The organism is Sphingobacteriales bacterium (genome assembly GCA_016719635.1).
GTDB lineage: Bacteria > Bacteroidota > Bacteroidia > Chitinophagales > JADIYW01 > JADJSS01.
This window is the reverse complement of the sequence record JADJYT010000003.1, coordinates 378,940-396,111: the sequence shown is the minus strand read 5'-3', so window position 1 is coordinate 396,111 and position 17,172 is coordinate 378,940. Positions and strand designations below refer to the sequence as shown.

17 protein-coding genes, 1 other RNA gene and 1 pseudogene are annotated in these 17,172 nt (G+C 42.5%); 7 read left to right on the top strand and 12 right to left on the bottom strand.

Annotated features, from left to right (window positions below):
• The first annotated feature begins 73 nt into the window (after positions 1–73).
• From IPM95_08655 to IPM95_08635, 5 genes are all read left to right on the top strand, one after another.
• Positions 74–1,261: an HD domain-containing protein gene (locus IPM95_08655; GenBank protein MBK9329366.1), complete on the top strand. Its 1,188-nt coding sequence runs from the start codon at positions 74–76 to the stop codon at positions 1,259–1,261.
• 82 nt (positions 1,262–1,343) lie between these two features.
• Entirely contained in the window at positions 1,344–2,237 is an 894-nt protein-coding gene (gene lpxD / locus IPM95_08650; protein ID MBK9329365.1) for a UDP-3-O-(3-hydroxymyristoyl)glucosamine N-acyltransferase, read from the top strand.
• A gap of 69 nt (positions 2,238–2,306) precedes the next feature.
• Positions 2,307–3,239: a UDP-3-O-[3-hydroxymyristoyl] N-acetylglucosamine deacetylase gene (gene lpxC / locus IPM95_08645; protein ID MBK9329364.1), complete on the top strand. Its 933-nt coding sequence runs from the start codon at positions 2,307–2,309 to the stop codon at positions 3,237–3,239.
• A 62-nt stretch (positions 3,240–3,301) separates the two neighbouring features.
• The gene (gene lpxA / locus IPM95_08640) at positions 3,302–4,072 is read left to right on the top strand and encodes an acyl-ACP--UDP-N-acetylglucosamine O-acyltransferase (protein MBK9329363.1); all 771 of its coding nucleotides are present in this window, start codon (positions 3,302–3,304) and stop codon (positions 4,070–4,072) included.
• Positions 4,073–4,092: 20 nt separating this feature from the next.
• Entirely contained in the window at positions 4,093–4,710 is a 618-nt protein-coding gene (locus tag IPM95_08635; GenBank protein MBK9329362.1) for an ABC transporter ATP-binding protein, read from the top strand.
• A gap of 48 nt (positions 4,711–4,758) precedes the next feature.
• Here IPM95_08635 and IPM95_08630 read toward each other — a convergent pair whose 3' ends face one another.
• The 9 genes and pseudogenes from IPM95_08630 to IPM95_08590 form a co-directional block, all read right to left on the bottom strand.
• Complete coding sequence (locus IPM95_08630) at positions 4,759–5,349, bottom strand: hypothetical protein (protein ID MBK9329361.1); 591 nt, start codon at positions 5,347–5,349, stop codon at positions 4,759–4,761.
• Between the two features lie 134 nt (positions 5,350–5,483).
• Positions 5,484–5,648 carry a hypothetical protein gene (locus IPM95_08625; protein ID MBK9329360.1) on the bottom strand — a complete coding sequence of 55 codons (165 nt, stop codon included), beginning with the start codon at positions 5,646–5,648 and terminating at the stop codon, positions 5,484–5,486.
• Between the two features lie 167 nt (positions 5,649–5,815).
• Positions 5,816–6,226, bottom strand: coding sequence for a hypothetical protein (locus IPM95_08620; protein MBK9329359.1), 411 nt, complete (start codon positions 6,224–6,226; stop codon positions 5,816–5,818).
• Between the two features lie 194 nt (positions 6,227–6,420).
• Complete coding sequence (locus IPM95_08615; protein ID MBK9329358.1) at positions 6,421–7,482, bottom strand: NAD-dependent epimerase/dehydratase family protein; 1,062 nt, start codon at positions 7,480–7,482, stop codon at positions 6,421–6,423.
• Between the two features lie 34 nt (positions 7,483–7,516).
• Positions 7,517–10,134: pseudogene (locus IPM95_08610) on the bottom strand (valine--tRNA ligase).
• A 79-nt stretch (positions 10,135–10,213) separates the two neighbouring features.
• Positions 10,214–11,134 carry a TraB/GumN family protein gene (locus IPM95_08605; GenBank protein ID MBK9329357.1) on the bottom strand — a complete coding sequence of 307 codons (921 nt, stop codon included), beginning with the start codon at positions 11,132–11,134 and terminating at the stop codon, positions 10,214–10,216.
• A 53-nt stretch (positions 11,135–11,187) separates the two neighbouring features.
• Positions 11,188–11,889 carry a DUF255 domain-containing protein gene (locus IPM95_08600; protein MBK9329356.1) on the bottom strand — a complete coding sequence of 234 codons (702 nt, stop codon included), beginning with the start codon at positions 11,887–11,889 and terminating at the stop codon, positions 11,188–11,190.
• Positions 11,890–11,902: 13 nt separating this feature from the next.
• Complete coding sequence (locus tag IPM95_08595) at positions 11,903–12,244, bottom strand: hypothetical protein (protein MBK9329355.1); 342 nt, start codon at positions 12,242–12,244, stop codon at positions 11,903–11,905.
• A complete protein-coding gene (locus IPM95_08590) occupies positions 12,198–12,458 on the bottom strand; it encodes a DUF255 domain-containing protein (GenBank protein ID MBK9329354.1) in 261 nt (86 codons plus the stop codon). Before IPM95_08590 ends, IPM95_08595 begins: the two co-directional genes overlap by 47 nt.
• A gap of 171 nt (positions 12,459–12,629) precedes the next feature.
• Between IPM95_08590 and IPM95_08585 the strand changes: the two genes are divergently transcribed.
• Entirely contained in the window at positions 12,630–13,190 is a 561-nt protein-coding gene (locus tag IPM95_08585) for a UbiX family flavin prenyltransferase (GenBank protein MBK9329353.1), read from the top strand.
• A gap of 3 nt (positions 13,191–13,193) precedes the next feature.
• On the opposite strand, the gene IPM95_08580 is transcribed toward IPM95_08585, so the two are convergent.
• From IPM95_08580 to IPM95_08570, 3 genes are read right to left on the bottom strand one after another with little or no spacing between them, the layout of a single operon-like run.
• On the bottom strand, positions 13,194–14,771 hold the full coding sequence (locus tag IPM95_08580) for a hypothetical protein (GenBank protein MBK9329352.1): 1,578 nt from the start codon (positions 14,769–14,771) through the stop codon (positions 13,194–13,196).
• Positions 14,772–14,784: 13 nt separating this feature from the next.
• A complete protein-coding gene (locus IPM95_08575; protein ID MBK9329351.1) occupies positions 14,785–15,237 on the bottom strand; it encodes an FKBP-type peptidyl-prolyl cis-trans isomerase in 453 nt (150 codons plus the stop codon).
• Between the two features lie 38 nt (positions 15,238–15,275).
• Positions 15,276–16,904 (bottom strand): acyl-CoA carboxylase subunit beta, encoded by a 1,629-nt coding sequence (locus IPM95_08570; protein ID MBK9329350.1) that lies wholly within the window; start codon positions 16,902–16,904, stop codon positions 15,276–15,278.
• Between the two features lie 124 nt (positions 16,905–17,028).
• Here IPM95_08570 and ffs point away from each other — a divergent pair.
• An RNA gene (gene ffs, locus IPM95_08565) (signal recognition particle sRNA small type) lies at positions 17,029–17,126 on the top strand.
• Positions 17,127–17,172: the final 46 nt, after the last annotated feature.

Below are 17,172 nucleotides of genomic sequence, written 5' to 3'. Positions count from 1 at the left end.
AATAATGCTAATAAAGTACATTCTGTCTGTATAATTAAGCCGGTAACCGCTAACCTCGGATGTATATCTGTAAATGAACAAACGAAAAATATTTAACGATCCTGTTTATGGTTTCATCTCTATTCCGTATGATATCGTCTTCGATATAATAGAACATCCGTATTTCCAGCGATTAAGACGTATCCAGCAGCTGGGTTTGAGTGCATTGGTTTATCCCGGTGCCACCCACTCCCGGTTTCATCATTCGCTGGGTGCCATGCACCTGATGTATAAAAGCCTGGAAGTCCTGAAGTCAAAGGGACATGATATCAGCGAGGAAGAATCGCAGGCGGCGGTGCTGGCTATTTTGCTGCATGACTTGGGGCATGGTCCGTTTTCGCATTCTTTGGAAGGTGTACTTGTACCCAATGTACATCATGAACATATTTCCATGCTGCTGATGCAGCGGCTGCGCCAACAGTTTGGGTCTTTGATTGAAACGGCTACCCGCATTTTTACGAATCGGTATCCTAAGAAATTTTTACATCAGCTGGTAAGCGGACAGCTTGATATGGATAGGATGGATTATCTGAACCGGGATTCTTTCTATACCGGTGTGAGTGAAGGTGTGATAGGTTACGACAGAATCATCAATATGCTGGATGTGCACAATGATAATATTGTGGTGGAAGAAAAAGGGATTTATTCCATCGAAAAATTTATTGTGGCCAGGAGGCTGATGTACTGGCAGGTCTATTTGCATAAGACAAGCCTGGTGTCGGACCTGATGCTGAAAAATGCACTCTTAAGAGCCCGCAAAATCAAGGTTCCGTATCAGGGTATTTCCGATAATCTGCATTTCTTTCTGCAAAATGATATCAGTGTTGAAGATTTCCATCAGCACATCGATAAATTTGTCCTGCTGGATGATTATGACATCGTGCAGGCATTGAAAGTCTGGATGCAGAGTGAGGATGAAATATTAAAGTTACTGTCCACTTCTATCATCAACCGGCATTTGTTTAAGATAGAATACGTTGAGGAACATAAGGCAGAAGAAAAATATGCCTTGTTAAAACAGAAATATACCCAGGATGAAATGGATTTTTTAGTACTGATGGGTACTGCTCAAAACAATGCCTATAACCCGGCAAAGGACAATATTTACATCCTATTTAAAGATGGAAATATCAAAGAAATCACCGATATTACAGAGCAATGGAATATCCGTTCCCTGTCGAATCCGGTGGTGAAACATTACATTGCTTATCCTAAAGATTAAAGGAGCAACCTTGTTTACATTAACACAAATAGCAGAAAAGATAAAAGGAGAGATTGCCGGCAATAAGCAGCACCTGATTGCCATGCCTGCAAAGATTGAGGAAGCGCAGCAGGACCAGATTTCCTTTTTAGCCAATGAAAAATACCTTCCATTTTTAGATACCACTCAAGCCGGATGTATTATCATATCACAGCATCTTTTTGACAAGCGGACAGATAAAAGCAAGCTGAATTTTATTGTGGTGGAAGATGCCTATGCTGCATTTGCAAATTTACTACAACTCTATCAGCAGTTACAGTCCGGACAGGATAAAAAACCGTATGAAGCTGGAAAAGATACCATCATCTATCCGAATGTATATATCGGGGAAAATGTGAGGATAGGAAACAACTGTATCATCTATCCCAATGTGTCGATATACCATGATTGTATTATTGGCAATAACTGCGTCATTCATTCAGGAGCCGTAATTGGTTCCGATGGATTTGGCTTTGCTCCGCAGAAGGATGGAACCTATCAGAAAATCCCCCAGCTGGGCAATGTGGTCATCGAAGACGATTGTGAAATCGGCGCCAATACCTGTATAGACAGGGCAACGATGGGCTCCACCATCTTAAGAAAAGGCGTAAAGCTGGATAATCTCATACAGGTGGCGCATAACGTGGAGATTGGAGAGCATACCGTCATCGCTTCACAAACCGGCATATCGGGCAGTACGAAAATCGGACACCACAATATGATTGGCGGCCAGGTCGGATTTGTCGGGCATATTGTAATTGCTCCTTTTACCAGGATAAATGCAAAGAGTGCCGTAGCTCAACATATAACGGAGGAAAATCAGGTGCTTTCCGGCATCCCGGCCATTGACATAAAGCAACATTTCAAAGCTACGGTCATTTATAAGCAATTGCCCGAGTTAGAGAAGAGAATCAGGGAGCTTCGCAACGAATTAAATAATCTTAAAGATAATTTGTAAGCGGATATACGTATTGCTTTATTTTGTAGCTTTGACAGGCAACTAAGTGCCTATTTAATACCAATCACTTTGAGGTTACAAACAACAATCGTTCGTCCCATTCATTTTTCCGGAGTAGGTTTGCATACGGGTTTAATGTCCAACGTGACCATAAAACCGGCACCGGATAATTTCGGTATTCAGTTTTGCAGAACGGACATTAACCCCACTCTATTCATTCCCGCAAAAGTGGAGAATGTTTCCAACACCAACAGAAGTACGACAATTAAGTTGCAGGAATCGGAAGTGGTGACCGTTGAACATCTGTTGTCTGCATTGTATGCTATGGGTATAGATAATGCTTTAGTGGAGATTGATAACAAGGAAGTGCCCATTCTGGATGGAAGCGCTAAGTTTTATATAGACCGGCTGATAGACGATAATATCATAGAACTATCACACTATAAGAAATATTTCACCATACAGGATGTCGTTGAATGGAAAGACGAACAGACCGGAGCGGAATATATCTTTTTGCCGCATGAAGAATTTTCTGTCACCTGCCTCATTGATTTTCCCTCCAAGATTATCAAACACCAGTATGCGGTACTCAATGACATAAGGGAATATGCGGAAGAAATCGCTATTGCCAAGACTTTCTGCTTTCTCCATGAGATAGAATATCTCTATAACAATGGCCTTATCAAAGGCGGCAATCTAAACAATGCGCTGGTCTTTTCAGAAACTGCACTCAGTAAGGAAAAAATTGACTGGCTGGCCCATACGTTTCATCATGCGGCGAATTCCATTCCCGAAATGGGTATACTGAATCCGTTGTACCAGACATTTGACAATGAAGCTGCACGGCACAAAATACTCGATGTCATCGGTGATCTGGCCTTGACTCAAACACATTTCAAAGGCAAATTAATCGCCTATAAACCCGGTCATACTTCCAATACCCGTTTTGCAAGATATTTAATGGAAAACTTCGTTTTGACAGCAGTGGAACACTCATTCTGACACGCTCAGGTTTGTTTTTATACGAATTAAAAAATAGCTATCTTTGTTCAAATTCTTTCTTCTTGAATAATTTTATTCATCCAGATTCACGGTTAGGGGCGAATGTTCAGGTGGAGCATTTTTCAACGATATATGAAGATGTTATCATAGGAGATAACACCTGGATAGCACCGAATGTGACTGTTTTCCCGGGTACGCGAATTGGCAGTAACTGCAAACTATTTCCCGGGGCGGTGCTGGGCGCGATTCCACAGGATTTAAAGTTTTCGGGAGAATACAGTACGGTCGATATCGGAGATTATGTGAGCATACGTGAATGTTCGACCGTCAACCGGGGTACTTCCGCATCGGGTACTACAAAAATCGGAAGCCATTCGCTGATAATGGCATATGTGCATATCGCCCATGATTGTTTTATCGGCGAACACTGCATTCTGGCAAATGCAACGAATCTGGCGGGGCATGTTACCATTGAGGATTATGCCTACTTCGGAGGTATGAGCGGCGCACACCAGTTTGTTAAGGTCGGAAAACATGCATTCATTTCAGGCGGAAGTATGATTGGAAAAGATGTACCTCCGTTTTGCCTGGCGATGCGCAATCCGGCCCAATACGCCGGCATTAACTCGATAGGTTTGAAACGTCATGGCTTTACACCGGAAGAGATACACATGATACAGGATGTGTACCGCTTCATCTTTGGCAACAACGGACTGAATACCTCGCAGGCATTAGCGAAGATTGAAGAAGAGATTCCGGCATCCGGATTGCGCGACTATATTGTCAGTTTTGTAAAAAGCTCTGAACGCGGCATCATTAAAGGAATGGATTAGTTCGGGTGGATAAAATAACAATGACCATACAACTGGAAAATATCAGCAAACGTTTTGGATTTGAATGGATTTTCAAACAGGTGAATTTTCAGTTTGAATCCGGTGGAAAATATGCAGTGGTAGGTCCTAACGGCAGCGGAAAATCAACCTTGCTGAAAATCGTGTCAGGCGGCCTTGTGCCCACCTCCGGCAAGATGCATTATTCCATCCCGCATAAACGTGTAACTGACTTTGAGGCTGCCTCTAAAGAAATTGTTTTTGCGGCACCTTATATTTCAGTGATTGACGATTTTACATTGGAAGAAATGTATGATTTTCATGCTACCTTCAAAAAGATGAATTGTGAGTCCAAAGAGGAGTTTTATGCCGTTTCCCAACTGGGGATGCATAAAAACAAATACATCAAGAATTTTTCTTCCGGAATGCGGCAGCGCTTAAAATTAGCACTGGCATTCTTAACCCTGTCGCAGGTTTTGCTGCTCGATGAACCCACTTCTAATTTTGATACCAAAGCCATTGACTGGTATTTGTCCTTAATTGAAAGTTATTCAGATGACCGTTTGGTTATAGTCGGCTCCAATCAGGAGTATGAATACAGCTTTTGCACCAATACACTTATTGTGTCAGACTATAAATAAAAAGCACGAAACAGATGTCCGGACTTTTTAGTGTATTTCTCACCATACTTATTTGGCTCCCATTTTTACAGGAACATCCGGAATAAGGTTGAAAGCTCCGTCAATCAACTTAAATGTTTTATGATCACTGCTCATATTGACACGAATCCAGCCATAGTGAAACTTGGATGTGAGTGTATTGTATACAAACACAGGAATGAATTTGTCACCACTCCCGGCAAGGCCGGTTATATCGGGCGCCCTTTTAATATCAATTAAACCGACTTGCTCCCATTGCATTACACCCGGAACATAATTAGCGGGTGTTTCATTTTTATTTAACGGTTTAACCTGATACATGAAATCTAAGGCTAAGGTTGAATCAATATAGATACCACCGATATATCCACCGGAAATTAGGACTGCAATACTGTCTCCGGTGACTGTTTGGCTTATCCCAAAACGGAAATCTGATTTTGTGTCTAAATTCAAATCAATGGAGTCAACAACTATACTGCCGACTGTACCCGTCACTGTTTTATTGTAAGAGGTGTAGATAATATTTGGATTGTCTGCCTTTTTACAGGAGGTAATCAGGGCGGCGAATCCAAATACTGCCAAGGCTAAAACCATTGCTGGTTTTATGGATACTTTTTTCATCTGTTGTGTTTTTATAAACTTTAGTCTAAAAATGAAATATATCAAGCTGAAAGCGTTAGAATGAAGTTAATTTGTGCGAAAACAGCTAATTCTTTTCTTTTTATTTCATACCAATTGCTCTTTTCATGCTGAATTTACCTTTTAGGGAGTTTTGCCGGTTTGATTATCGCTGTATTTGTCTTTTGTTTCTTTTTAGTCTTATCTGCTGTAGTAGACACTTTTTTCTGCTGTTGGTAACACTGGCTTATCAGATTACTAAATGAACCTTCCAGCGGCAGTTCAAAATCCTTAGCATCCATAATGTTTAATTTGAGTGTTGTGATTTATCTTCAAATAAAATTCATTACAAACTATACAATCTAATGACCAACCACCCCAAAAATGAGTATCCGACAGGTATGAATGAGAATTCGGGCAAAAAAACATCCTTTTGGATGGCTCGGTAAATTGTATTAGGTGGTGCTGTTTATTTAACGCCGGCTTCAATTTCGGTATCAGGTGTTTTATGATAGGCCAGTTCTACGACCGTCAGGGATATGTAGTTGTCCGGAATATTCACTTTCATCCAACCGTAGTGAGTGCCGTCGACTGCATTAAACCTGAATCCAATCAATTTATTGCCTGCTCCGGCAATACCGATATTCGTGGATTCCAGCGTTCCTGCCATAAAGCCAAACGTACTCCATGTGGTCGAGGATGAACTTATCTTATCACCCGAATTTAAGACCGTGGTGAATATGGTGGGCGAGGTTCCAAGGTTTTGTGTATAGGTCAGCACATCCCCCTTGATGCAGGCACCTCCGTAAAAGGTAGTGTCAGGACTGCCGCTCACCGCCCCGAACAGAAACTGAAAATCAAATGTGCCGTCACCATTCACATCTATGGAATCATCTGCACCATAGCGGGCGGAAGTTCCGCCGGTAGCAATCGTCTTATTGATGGTCTAATCTTCAATATTCGGGTCATTTAAAGCCTCTTCATTCTTGCAGGCTATAGCCAAAATGGCAATGAATGACAGTAACAGCAGTGATGGGTGAATGTTTTTCATGATATTTTTTTTGATAAAATGTATTAAACTCTTTTCAGCATGCTGTCATGAATCTGAACAAGCGTGGTATGCAGGTCGTATTTGAAGTTCCATTCCGGGTAATGTTGTTTGAACTTAGATACGTCGGAAATATACCAGATATGATCGCCGATTCTGTTGGTTTCCACATACTGATAGTTCATCTTGTTACCGGAAATTTCTTCGCACAGCGTGATGCCTTCCATCATGGAGCAGTTCGAAAATCGGGAGCCGCCGGCATTGTAGGCTTCGCCCTGTTTTGGGTTTTGGTAGAAATGCCAGAACATATTCACCAGGTCATAACTGTGTATGTTATCGCGAACCTGTTTGCCTTTGTAGCCGAAGATGTTGTACTGTGTTCCCGTGATGGCGCATTTCATCAGATATGACAGGAAGCCGTGCAGCATGGCACCGCTGTGATTCGGTCCTGTCAGACAGCCGCCGCGGAATACCCCGATATTCATCCCAAAGTAACGTCCATATTCCTGACACATGATATCGGCAGCCACTTTGGAAGCGCCAAACACGGAGTGTTTGGTGTGGTCTAGGCTCATGAATTCGTCAATCCCTTCCTTGTAATAGGGATGGCTTTCCGCAATTTCCCAACGGGTTTCCAGTTCCACCAGCGGCAGGTAATTCGGATTGTCGCCGTAGACTTTGTTCGTGGAGGTAAAAATGAATACCGCTTTTGAACAATGCAGTCGTGTGTATTCCAGCATGTTCAAGGTGCCGTTCGCATTTACCGTAAAGTCTGTAAACGGCTCTTTAGCCGCCCAGTCGTGAGAAGGTTGTGCAGCGGTGTGTACAATCAATTTTATATCTTCACCGTATTCTTTAAAAACTTTTTCCAGTTCTTCATTATTGCGGATATCAATATTGTAGTGCTTGTAGTTGGCATATTTCTCCTCCAGGCGGTGTTTGTTCCAGGATGTGGAAGCGTCACTGCCGAAAAAATAGGAGCGGAGGTCGTTGTCGATACCGACAATCAGGTCAAATTTGTCCGCAAAAAATTCTACTGATTCGCTGCCTATTAATCCCCCGGAGCCGGTTACAATGCAAATATTCATTTTATTTAATTTCGGTGCAAAGATAGAAAAACTACTATAATTTAGCTAAAGAATCCTCCAGTGACTTCAGTTTCGATAAGCCGTCAGCCATCTTTTTTCGTTCATTTTCAATGATTTCAGCTTTCGCATTCACCACAAACTTCTCGTTGCTCAGTTTTTTTTCTACGGAAACGATAAATCCTTTGTAATACTCTATTTCTTCCTGTATCTTTTTCTTTTCGGAAACCGTGTCAACCCGGACGCCTGTTTCAATGAACAATTTGTCCGTTTCTATCAGTTGTGATACCGTATTGTCCATTTCTGTTTGTGTAAATTGCAACGGGTTCGTATTGGCGATTTTTTCAATCAGCACACCAAATTTCTGATACAAGCTGTTGTCTTTAGCCTGAATGTAAACCGTCATTTTTATTTTTGGTGATAACCCGTTTTTATTGCGTACATCCCTGATAGCGGAAATGATTTCCTTTAACTGCTCTCCTTCACGTATTATTTTAACATCATACGGTTGAATGGACGGATAAGCCGTTATACAGATGTCATCTTTTCTTTCCTGCAGATGATGATAGATTTCTTCCGTAATGAACGGCGTAAACGGATGCAGCAGTTTCATCAGTTCTTCAAAATAGCCAGTGGTTTTTTGATAGGATACCGAATCTATCTTTTCTCCGAACGGGGGTTTTACAAACTCCAGATACCATGAGCAGAAATCATCCCAGATGAATTTGTACAGATCCATCAATGCTTCTGAAATACGGTACGATGCATACGATTTTTCGAGGTTATCCTTTAGCTGTTCCAGTTTATTGTCAAACCAGCTAAATATGGCTTCATTGTCGGAAGGTTTGGTGTCATCTGTTTCCCAACCTTTAACCAGACGTAAGGCGTTCCATATTTTATTGGTAAAGTTTCTGCCCTGTTCGCACAATTTTTCATCAAACGGCAAGTCATTTCCTGCCGGGGAGCAGAACAGCATTCCGGTCCGCACACCGTCGGCGGAGTATTTCTCAATCAAGTCCAGCGGGTCGGGAGAATTGCCCAGTGATTTGGACATCTTTCTACCCTGTTTGTCGCGCACGATACCGGTGAGGTAGACGTTGGAAAATGGTTTTTCATGGCGGTATTCATAACCGGCGATAATCATTCTCGCCACCCAGAAAAATAAAATTTCAGGTGCCGTCACCAAATCATTGGTCGGATAATAGTAACAGATGTCTTTTCCATCCGGATGTTTGAATCCGTCAAATACACTGATTGGCCAAAGCCAGGAAGAAAACCAGGTGTCGAGCACATCTTCATCCTGAATCAGATTTGGGATTCCAGATGTCGTATCTGCGGATTTATCCAGATAAGCTGTTATCGCTTCCGCTTCCGATTTCGCAACTACCACATTCCCTTTTTCATCATACCATGCCGGAATGCGGTGTCCCCACCACAGTTGTCGCGATATGCACCAGTCGTGTACATTTTCCATCCAGTGGCGGTACGTATTTTTGAATTTTTCAGGAATGAGCTGAATGTGATCGTTCATCACATTTTCCAGTGCCGGTTTGGATAATTCCCCCATCTTTAAGAACCACTGCATGGACAATTTTGGTTCTATCACCGCGTCCGTTCTTTCAGAGTAGCCGACCTTATTTTTGATGTCTTCAATTTTTACCAGGTGTCCTTTTTCTTCCAGTTCGGCAGCAATTTTCTTGCGTACGGAAAACCTGTCCTCACCTATGTACAGCTGCGCTTTATCACTCATCGTTCCATCATCGTTTAATACATCGATGACTTCAAGATGGTGCCTGATGCCAAGATTGTAGTCGTTGATGTCATGCGCCGGTGTCACCTTCAGGGCGCCGGTTCCAAATTCGATATCGATGTAGTCGTCGAAAATAATCGGTACCGCACGGTTGATTAGCGGCACAATGGCAGATTTCCCTTTCAGATGCCTGTAGCGCTCATCATCCGGATGTACACAGATGGCAGTATCACCTAAAATCGTTTCAGGTCGGGTGGTGGCTACTGTGATTGATTCATTGTCCGAGTTTTCAATTTTATAGCTGACGTAGTAAAGCTTTGAGTTGACTTCCTTGTGGATGACTTCTTCGTCGGATACGGCAGTCAATCCTTTAGGGTCCCAGTTGACCATACGAACGCCTCGGTAAATCTTTCCTTTGTTGTATAAGTCGATGAATACATCAATAACAGCTTCGCTTAAATCTGCTTCCATCGTGAAGCGGGTTCTGTCCCAGTCGCACGAAGCACCCAGTTTTTCCAGCTGTTTCAGGATGATGCCGCCGTATTTCTCTTTCCATTGCCAGGCATGTTTTAAAAGTCTTCACGGGAAATATCTTTCTTGCTGATGCCTTGTTCCCTCAACAGATTTACCACCTTGGCTTCAGTGGCGATAGAGGCGTGATCCGTACCGGGCACCCAGCAGGCGTTTTTTCCCTGCATGCGTGCACGTCTGATTAAGATATCCTGAATCGTATTGTTGAGCATGTGTCCCATATGTAACACACCTGTTACATTGGGCGGCGGAATGACAATCGTATAGGGTTCCCGTTCATCCGGTTCGGAATGGAAGTATTTTTTATCGAGCCAATGGCGGTACCATTTCGCTTCGATTTGAATGTGATCTATGTTTTTAGGAAGTTCCTGCATAATGAACGATGAACTTTTGGCAATGAATTAACTGACAAAAATACAAAATTGTCCATCGTTCATTGTTAAGTGTCAATTATTAATCGGCAGAAACGGGCTGAACGGTATAGCCCTGATTCCGCAGCAATTGTATGATGCCCTGTTCTCCGCCTAAATGGCCTGCGCCAACAGCAAAAAAACATGCTTTTTCCTGAACCCATTTCCTGATTTGCGGTATCCAGTTTGTATTCCGTTTGTCCAAAAGTTTTTCCAGCATATTCCTGTCCTGTTCATCTTCAAATGCTTTTGCCAGTCCGGGCAGGTCTTGCCGGGTGTAGAGTTGAATCAGTTTTTCGAGTTCCTGCGTTTCGTCCTGATAGTTTTTTATGGTGGAGATGAGGCTTCTTAGCTGATTTTCCAGCGGGATTTCATCTAAAAACTTCAGCTGCTCTTCATAGGTTTCCAAACCGCTGACAGGGATGTTTTTATCCTGAGCGATTTTTTTCAGGTTTATTTCATAGGATTCATTCCGTTGGCCCATGTATCGGGTGAACAGCAGCTGTTCCAGATAGTAAGGTTTGAATTTTGCATAACCGTTTTCGAAATTGTACCTGGTAATTCCAATGGAGTCCTGCATGAATTTTTGTAAAACGGTATAATCCGAATCACTCATGTAATCCTTTACTGTAGTGCCTTCTTTCAATACGCTCGATTTTGCCAGTTCGGCAACATCGATATTTTCCATGTCGAGTTCCATGATCAGCTCCTGGCTTTTCTGCAGTTTTTTCAACGTGTTTTTCCCCAGAAAGTACCTGTCCTGATCGATGAGGTGAATGGTACCGAATAAATAAGAGGCCTGCTGTAGTCCTTTTCCCGAAATCTGCCAGAGCAGTGATTTATCACCAGACAGCGGAGCATCTAATTTGACTGGATTCAGCTTGTTGGTGTTCTGGGTTGCATTCGGTGTTTTACAGCCCGGAAGGATGAGGAATAACGTACAAACAGCAAAAAGTGATTTCATTGGTTGGTATAAAAGCTACATTGAACAGTTTAAAATAATCATATTCCTGTTAGCTATTGCGGCTGTACCCATGGGGTTGTTCTCGGACTGACATAAGTCGCTTTGTATTCATCCATATTTTTCCCTTTAGATGGCATCCAAAAGTCTTGTCCTAAATAGCTGATGATAGGCTCAAACTGCGGTACATTGATATATCCTTTGAGAGGTGTTATTAATTCAAATTTTGAATTAAGGACACAAAATGTCGGATAGGACAATTGTCCCTGCATAAAATAGGCAGCCAGTTCATGATAACCATTTCGCCCTCCCGGTATAAACTTCCAGGTCTTGTCCAGGAACTGAATGTCGTCTCTTCTTTCCGCATCGAACTTAACACAATAAAAATCTTTCATCATCAATTGTGCAATGATGGTATCTTCAAAAGTGTTTTTATCCATCACTTTGCACCAGCCGCACCAGGCTGTATAAAAATCTATAAAGATTTTCTTAGGATTCTGAGCGTTCAATGCGACCATTTCATCCCATGTCAGCCATTTTATTTTTTTTGTGACTTCCTGGTTTGCATTGACTGCAGCTGCCGGTTTGGTCTTGGTGGCACTTGGTTTTGGTGCTGGCTTGGTCACAGCCGGTTTGGCTGCAGGTTTCGTAACTGCAGTTGGAGCCGTTTTAGGTTTATTATCAGTGCTAAACGATTTGTTTGTAAAAACAGTGGTAATAACGAAAAGCAGAATAGTTGGAATAGTCGAAACTTTCATATAAATAGGTTTTTTACTGTCCTGATTGAAATTGTTGGAAATCCATGGTTTTGTATACGCCGGTATTAAAATAACGAATGATGGTATTCAACGTTTCCACATCCTTGTAACCGGGGAATGTCTGTAATTTATTCCCGTTGGCATCTAACACCACCAACGTAGGATAGCCTAATTTTCCGCCTACGGTTCCAAGTTCTAATGCCAGCTGATTGGCACCTCTGGAACCTGTCTTGGTAAAGGAATATGTTTTACCGTTAAAAGCAACGGGGTCTTTTATTTCCGCGTTGAATTTTACAGCGGTAAAGTTGTCATTCAGGCTGGCTATGTTGCCGGGGGTCCGTGAGTGTATTTTCATCCATCTTTTTACACCATCCGCACCAGTCGGTATACAAGTCTACCAGAATAAATTTCTTATTGGCGTTTTTCGTCTCGTCAATAGCTTTGTCGATAGCAGTCCAGTTTACTTCTGCCTGTGCATAAGGGGCTTTATTAGTTCTTGCTTCACTATGACCTATCATGAATGCAGAAAGAAGCATCAGTAAAAACCATTTGTTTGATATTGTTTTCATGACTTAATGTACTTTATGTTTTGAAGGAAACAGCCCGATTTGTTTTTGACTGACATAACTATTTCCATCAAATTTTGTTATTTTACCAGGATATTACAAATTTAATACCAACTTACAGGAATGGTAAATTTAGGGAATAATTTGCACCTTTAATCTGTTATAAAATACTAAATGAAAAGAAAAATAGTTGTTTCTGTTTCCGGTGCCAGCGGTGCAATATATGCTAAGGTGCTGTTTGATAAGCTTTTAGCCCTAAGTGGCAGTGTGGATAATGTCAGTGTTGTCCTGTCCGATAATGCAAAAGAGGTCTGGAAATTTGAGTTAGGGAATCAGGACTATAAGAAGTATCCGTTTGATTTTTATGAAAAAAATGATTTTATGGCACCCTTTGCATCCGGCAGTGCCCGTTTTGATACTTTAATCATCTGCCCTTGTTCTATGGGTACTTTGGGCAGGATTGCAGGTGGTATCTCCAATGACCTGACGACAAGAGCGGCGGATGTGGTATTAAAAGAGCGCAGGAAACTGATTTTAGTCGTGCGCGAAACACCGTATAACCTGATTCATATCAGCAATATGAAACTGGTTACGGAAGCAGGTGGCATCATTTGCCCGGCAACACCCAGCTTTTACAGTAAACCCAGCAATTTTGAACAGTTGGCGGCAACGGTGGTGGATCGTGTCATCGATTTATGCGGATTGGAGAACACTGCTTACCGTTGGGGCGAGTAAGTTTCATATTTTCTTTCTGAACAAATCAAAATAGGCGGTAGATGTAAACCGGATGTAGTTAGCATATACATAATCCATAAACAGATATCTGCCTGTTATCCCCTGGTCGATTTTAAATAAACCAATTGAAAGAAATGCGGTATTGAATTTCGGTATCGCTAAGATAACGGAGCTGTCTTTTTCTAATTCATGAATCACTTTCTGCAGGATTTTTTTATTGGGGATTTCTGTTCTGTTCGGCCATTCCGTTTTAATGGCGGAAGTGTTGGATTGCAGGATGGAGCATGCCGTAAAATCAGGCAATGCGATTAGGTCAGGGTTTGTACTTTTTAAAGAGTCCAGTTCCTTCAAAACGGCGTACGTATTTTTATTGGTGTAGATTCCGCTTGCACCTTCCACTATTCCATCCAACCGGTATGTCAGCATTGATAGGGAGGCATCCCGGTAAATGATGGCCGTTCGTGTATGATAAAAAATGATGAAGGAAGCGAGCAATAATACACAGGATGAATAGTTAAGAACCGGAGAAGATTCTTTGGAATCGACAAGTAACAGGTATAACCACAACGCCAAACATCCTCCAAGAAATAATGCGGGCGTATTATACCCGACTGAAATGGAAACGCACCAGGCAAGCAATGAACAAATAATGAAGACAGGCATGAGTTTGTATTTTCTTTTATATAATTGGAAAATAGCATGGCCCAGCATACTGCCGAAAACAAAAAAACTGTATTTTTCGTGATAGGTAAAGGTGGACAAAGCATACCAACAAACTGCAAATACGGCAGAGAGATAAATAATGTTCAGCCATCTGTTATTCAGGAATGAAACCATCCAAACTGCCAAAATGGATAAGTAAAAAAGACGGCTGTTGCTGTACGGATGCACACCCGCTTCCCACAGTTCATGATGGCTGCCGAGTTGGATCGTTAAATCGTCCCAGCCTCCGTTTAATGTGATAAATGATACGTATGCAATTATTGGAACCAGACCTATGGTCAAATTAACAGCTGCATTTTTTCTTCCGAATAAAGCTGCTGTAACAGGAAGCATGATCAGGTAGTTCTGCTTGCACAATGCTGCGAAACCTATAAAGAAAAAACCGGCAGCCGCATATTTCTTACTTGAATGCACCAGGTTGAGACCCATGAGGCACAGTAGTAATCCGTCAATAGTATGTAAAACGGAGCAGGGAAAATAATGTACATTAAAGATTAACGTGATGACGACCAGAATATAATTGTTTGTCCGGGATATGCCAAGCTTTGTGATTTTCTGAATAACCTGAATCCATAAGAACGCAATAAGAACCTGCTCCAGCCAGAATACAAAACGGGAGATAAGAAAGACGTGTTTTTTTGAAAACAGCAGTTCAGGAATATGCAGGTAGCTATATCCCAGAGGGCGCACAGATGAAAAATCCACATGAGGGATTTGTCCGTGCATGACCCTGTTCGTGGCGGACAGTACAAATCCTTCATCCGTTGGATTAAAGCCATACCTGGAAAATAACTCATGACAGATGAAAGCAATCAGCAGTATGAAAATACCGTCATATGCCGTGCTATGTTTTGTCATGCCGCTTTGAAGTTTACCGCACGTCGACCAGTTCAACGTCGAATATCAATACTGTATTCGGTGGGATGGAAGCATATCCGGCGTTACCATATGCCAATGACGAAGGAACCAGTAATTTAATTTTCCCTCCTTTTTTGATTTTTGGAAGGCCCTCTATCCAACCCGGAATAAAACCACCTAAAAATCCGTTAATAGGTGTGCCCGCAGGATTCTGGTCGAAAATGGTTCCGTCAGTATAGTATCCCTTATAGTAAACTGTAATGTAAGAACCTGAACTCGGGGAAACACCTGAGCCTGAATCGGCTATTGCATAATACAAGCCGGATGCGGTGGAGTCAACAACCAAACTGCTGTCTGCAATATATTTCAATAAGATTTGTTTATCTATTCTGGCCTGTTCTGCATCCGATTTCTTACAGGAATAAACGAGGACAGGGATAAGTAACAATAAGAGCAATTTCTTCATGGATAGGTTGTTTTTTGAATGATTAAGAAAGCAGGAAACTACGTTTGCAGTACCCCCACATTGAATTTTTCTACCGGAGCATTATTGGCAGCTTCTATACCCACTGAAATCCACTTTCTTGTATCCAGCGGATCTATCACTGCATCCACCCACAAGCGCGCAGCAGCATAATAAGGGGTTGTAGTTTTGTTATAATGATCTTTAATATCTTTTAGAATTTTGTTTTTTTCTTCGTCGCTGAATTGTTTCCCTTTCGCTTCCAGCGCGCCCACCTGTATCTGCAGGATGGTATTTGCCGCCTGGTCGCCGCCCATCACGGCGATTTTTGCGGATGGCCACGCTACAATCAGCCTTGGGTCATAGGCTTTGCCGCACATGGCGTAGTTGCCTGCGCCGTAGGAGTTGCCCATGATGATGGTAAACTTAGGCACGGTGGAGTTCGATACGGCATTCACCAGTTTTGCACCGTCTTTGATGATGCCGCCGTGTTCGCTTCGGCTGCCCACCATGAATCCTGTCACATCTTGCAAAAACACCAGAGGAATCTTTTTCTGGTTGCACAGCATGATAAATCGCGCGGCTTTGTCCGCCGAATCGGAATAGATGACTCCGCCGATCTGCACTTCCCCTTTCTTGCTTTTTACCACGGAGCGCTGGTTGGCGACAATGCCCACACTCCACCCGTCGATGCGCGCATACGCACAAACGATGGTTTGACCATAGTCTTCTTTGTATTCCGTAAAGTCTGAATCGTCGGTGATTCGCCTGATGATTTCACGGACATCGTAGGGTTTTGCCGAAGCATACGTATAAATCCCATAGATGTCTTTCTCATGAGCTTTTGGTTTCTTCGCCTTGATGCGGTCAAACCCGGCGGTCTCGAACCTGCCGTATTTATCTATCAGTTTTTTGACGGTATCCAGGCATTCCTTGTCGTCTTTTACCTTGTAATCGCATACACCACTTAGCGCAGTTTGTGTTTCGGCTCCGCCCAATGTCTCCTTGTCCACATTTTCACCGATCGCCGCTTTCACGAGATATGGCCCTGCCAGAAAAATGCTTCCCGTTCCTTCCACAATAAGGCTTTCGTCACTCATGATAGGGAGATAGGCACCACCCGCCACACAACTGCCCATGATGGCCGAAATCTGGGGAATACCCATCGCCGACATTTTGGCATTGTTTCTGAAAATGCGCCCGAAGTTTTCTTTATCCGGAAAAATCTCATCCTGCATCGGAAGAAATACTCCTGCACTGTCCACCAGATAAATAACTGGCAGCCGGTTTTCGAGGGCAATTTCCTGTGCACGCAGATTCTTCTTTCCCGTGATGGGAAACCAAGCACCTGCTTTTACGGTAGCGTCGTTGGCGACAATCATGCATTGTCTTCCGGAAACATGGCCGATGCCCGTCACAACGCCGCCACTAGGACAGCCACCTTCTTCCAGATACATATCTTCACCTGCCAACGCGCCGATTTCCAGGAAATAGGAATTTTTATCAATCAGGTACTGAATGCGTTCCCGGACAGTCATTTTGCCTTTTTTATGTTCGGAATCTATCTTCTTCTGTCCGCCGCCGATATATATTTTCTGCAGTTTGGCTTTGAGTTCATCCACAGCCAGCCGCATCTTATCTTCATTCAGGTTAAAATCAATGTCTGTCATGGCATAAAAGTAAGAAGGAAAAAGGGAAAAGCCAAAAGATGGGGGAGGTTGAAGGCAGTGTATGGTTATTAATTTAACCTTATTTTTAATTTCAAATCCTGAATTAATAAGTATATTTGCAGCCGGGCAAGTCTTATACGACCAGCTCCTGACAAATCCTCCAGGGTCGGAAGGCAGCAAAGGTAGGTGGTTGAGCGGTGCGATGTAAGTAACTTGCCTTTTTATTTTAACTTATTTTCCAATCATATAAAAAATGCTCCGGTTGTCG